This window comes from Streptacidiphilus sp. MAP12-16 (assembly GCF_041262165.1).
Classification (GTDB): domain Bacteria; phylum Actinomycetota; class Actinomycetes; order Streptomycetales; family Streptomycetaceae; genus Streptacidiphilus.
Genome location: NZ_JBGCBY010000070.1, coordinates 1 through 3,653 on the forward strand (window position 1 = coordinate 1; position 3,653 = coordinate 3,653).

Genomic DNA, 3,653 nt, shown 5'->3' on the forward strand with positions numbered 1-3,653 from the left:
GGTACCAATGGGCAGGATTATCTGCCGTTGATCCTCAGTGCGCCGGAGGGTTCCGAGGGTTTCCTGGGCACGGGCAATGCGGCCAGCGTGATGTCCGGCCGCGTCGCCTACAGCCTCGGACTCGAAGGCCCCGCAGTCACCGTCGACACGGCCTGTTCCTCCTCGCTGGTGGCACTGCATCTGGCGGTGCAGGCGCTGCGCAACGGTGAGTGCTCGCTGGCCCTGGCCGGTGGCGTCACCACCATGAACACCCCGGGCATTTTTGTGGACTTCAGTCGGCAGCGGGGTCTTGCCTCCGATGGTCGGTGCAAGCCGTTCGCGGATGCGGCGGATGGTACGGGGTGGGGTGAGGGTGCGGGGATGCTGCTGGTGGAGCGGTTGTCGGACGCGCGCCGGAACGGGCATCCGGTGTTGGCGATCGTGCGCGGTAGCGCGATCAACCAGGATGGTGCGAGCAATGGTCTGACCGCTCCGAACGGGCCTTCGCAGCAGCGGGTGATCCGGCAGGCGCTGGCCTCGGCCGGTCTGTCGGCCGCCGAGGTCGATGCGGTGGAGGCGCACGGTACGGGCACGAGGCTGGGTGACCCGATCGAGGCGCAGGCGCTGCTGGCCACCTACGGCCAGGACCGTGACGAGGCGTCACCGCTGTGGCTGGGTTCGGTGAAGTCCAACATCGGGCACACCCAGGCCGCGGCGGGTGTCGCCGGGATCATCAAGATGGTCATGGCGATGCAGCACGGCATATTGCCGAAGAGTCTGCATGTGGATCAGCCGACGAGGAATGTGGACTGGTCGGCGGGTGCGGTGGAGTTGCTGACCGAGACGATGCCCTGGCCGGAGACCGGCAGGCTCCGCCGCGCCGGTGTCTCCTCCTTCGGGCTCAGCGGCACCAACGCCCACACGATCCTGGAACAGGCACCGGACCCGGTTGACGTTCCCGACGATGAGCAGGGGCGGAGCGCTTCACCTGTTCGCACGACTGTGCCGTTGGTGCTCTCGGGTCGGAACGAGCCGGCGCTGCGGGCGCAGGCGGGGCGCCTGCTGTCCTTGGTCGAAAGCCGGCCTGAGGTGGACCTGTCCGACCTCGGGTACTCGCTGGCGACAGGTCGAGCGGCGTTGGAGCGGCGAGCGGTGATCGTGGCGGGTGCGCGCGAGGACGCCCTGCACGCGCTGAGCGCGCTGGCTGCTGGTGAGTCTGCAGCGAACCTGGTGCAGGGCTCCGCGACTGAAGGCAAGGTGGCGTTCCTGTTCACCGGGCAGGGCAGCCAGCGGGTCGGTATGGGACGTGAGTTGTATGAGGCGTTCCCGGTGTTCGCGGCGGAGTTCGATGCCGTGTGTGCGCATCTGGATGCTCATCTGGAGCGTCCGCTGCGTGAGGTGGTCTTCGGTGTCGATGGGCTGTTGGATCAGACGGGTTATACGCAGCCGGCGTTGTTTGCGGTTGAGGTGGCGTTGTTCCGTCTGGTGGAGGCGTGGGGTGTGCGGCCGGATGTTCTGGCTGGGCATTCGATTGGTGAGTTGGCGGCGGCGCATGTGGCCGGTGTGTTGTCGTTGGCGGATGCGGCTGTGCTGGTTGCGGCGCGTGGGCGGTTGATGCAGGCGCTGCCGAGTGGTGGTGCGATGGTCGCTGTCGGGGCATCCGAGGCTGAGGTGCTTCCGCTCCTCGCGGGGCGTGAGGCGGAGGTGGGCATCGCGGCGGTCAACGGGCCGTCGTCGGTGGTGGTTTCGGGTGTCGAGAGCGCCGTGCTGGCGGTTGCTGGGCAATTTGAGGAGCTGGGCTGCAAGACGAAGCGGCTCACGGTCAGCCACGCCTTCCACTCGCCGCTGATGGACGGCATGCTGGCCGACTTCCGCCGGGTGGTCGAGGGCCTGGTCTTCGAGACGCCGCGCATTCCGATCGTCTCGACGCTGACGGGTCAGGTCGCGACCGCCGAAGAGCTGTGCTCGCCCGAGTACTGGGTGCGGCATGTCCGCGAGGCGGTGCGCTTCTGCGATGCCGTACGGACTCTGCAGCGTGATGGTGTCGCCACGTTTGTGGAGGTGGGTCCGGACGGGGTTCTGAGCGCGATGGGTCAGGACTGCCTGGCCGACACCGACACCGACGCTGACGCCGACGCCGACGCTGATGCCGACGCGGTGGTGTTCGTGCCGGTGTTGCGTGGCGACCGCCCGGAGGTTCAGGCGCTGACGACGGCCGTGGCTCGGGCGTATGTGCGTGGTGTGGTGGTGGACTGGCGGGCGCTGTTTGCGGGTTCGGGTGCGCGCCGTGTCGATTTGCCGACGTATGCGTTTCAGCGTCAGCGGTACTGGCCGAATGTGGTGGCGTGGGGTGAGGGTGATGTTGCGGGTCCGGGGGTGCTGGATCCGGTGGATGTGCGGTTCTGGGAGGTGGTGGAGCGCGGTGATTTGGATGCGCTGACGGCGACGTTGGATGTTGATGGTGAGCAGCCGTTGAGTGCGGTGCTGCCTGCGTTGACGGCGTGGCGTCGGCGCAGTCGTGAGCAGTCGACGGTGGATGGTTGGCGCTACCGGATCAACTGGCGCCCGATCACCGCAACGCCGTCCGCGACACCTTCGGGGACCTGGCTACTCGTGATCCCGGCCGGACACGCCGATGACAGTGCGGTGCCCGGCGTGCTGCGAGCGCTGACGGGGTGCGGCGTCGAGGCCCGTCAGGTCGAGGTCGACGGGGCGGCTGCGCACCGCGCGGACCTCGCCGAGCGAATCAAGCATGCGTTGGGGGCCGAGACCGTCACCGGAGTGCTGTCACTGTTGGCTCTCGACGAGACGCCGTCTGCCGTGGACTCGTCCGTCCCGGCGGGTCTGGCACTGACCGCGGCCCTGGTACAGGCGTTGGGTGATGTCGCCGTCGAGGCGCCGTTGTGGTGCGTGACGCGCGGAGCGGTGTCGACAGGTCGTTCGGATCGACTGGCCAGCGCGGTGCAGGCGCAGGTCTGGGGCCTGGGTCGGGTCGTCGCCCTGGAGTATCCGGAGCGTTGGGGTGGTCTGGTCGACCTTCCCGCGAGCGTGGACGAGCGGGTGCTCTCACGTCTGCTGGGTGTGCTCTCGGGTGCGGGTGGCGAGGATCAGTTGGCGGTGCGGTCCTCGGGTGTGTTCGCACGTCGGTTGGTGCGTGCCGACGCAGGGTCGGAGGGCTCCGGCACGGTGTGGAAACCCCGTGGGACGGTGCTGGTCACCGGCGGTACTGGGGCGCTCGGTGCGCAGGTCGCGCGTTGGCTGGCACGTAGTGGTGCCCAGCACCTGCTGCTGACGAGCCGTCGCGGGTTGGATGCGCCGGGTGCGGCCGAACTGCGCGACGAGCTTGCCGGGTTGGGCGCGGCTGTCACGGTGGCGGCGTGTGATGTGGCGGATCGGGAGGCGCTCGCGGACGCACTGGCGGCCGTGCCTGCGGAGTTCCCGCTGACCGGTGTGTTCCACACTGCCGGCGTGCTCGACGACGGTGTCGTCGATGGTCTGACGGTGGAGCGGTTTGCGGGGGTCGCACGTGCGAAGGTGGCGGCAGCGCTGCACCTGCACGACCTCACCGCGGGTCTCGAACTTTCTGCGTTTGTGTTGTTCTCGTCGTTGGCGGGGACGTTGGGTAGTGCGGGTCAGGGTAATTATGCGGCGGCGAATGCGTTTTTGGATGCGTT

1 protein-coding gene is annotated in these 3,653 nt (G+C 68.3%); it reads left to right on the forward strand.

The annotated features are described in order from the left end of the window. The coding region (locus ABIA33_RS37945; protein ID WP_370088786.1) for a type I polyketide synthase at positions 1-3,653 on the forward strand (3,653 nt) is incomplete at both ends.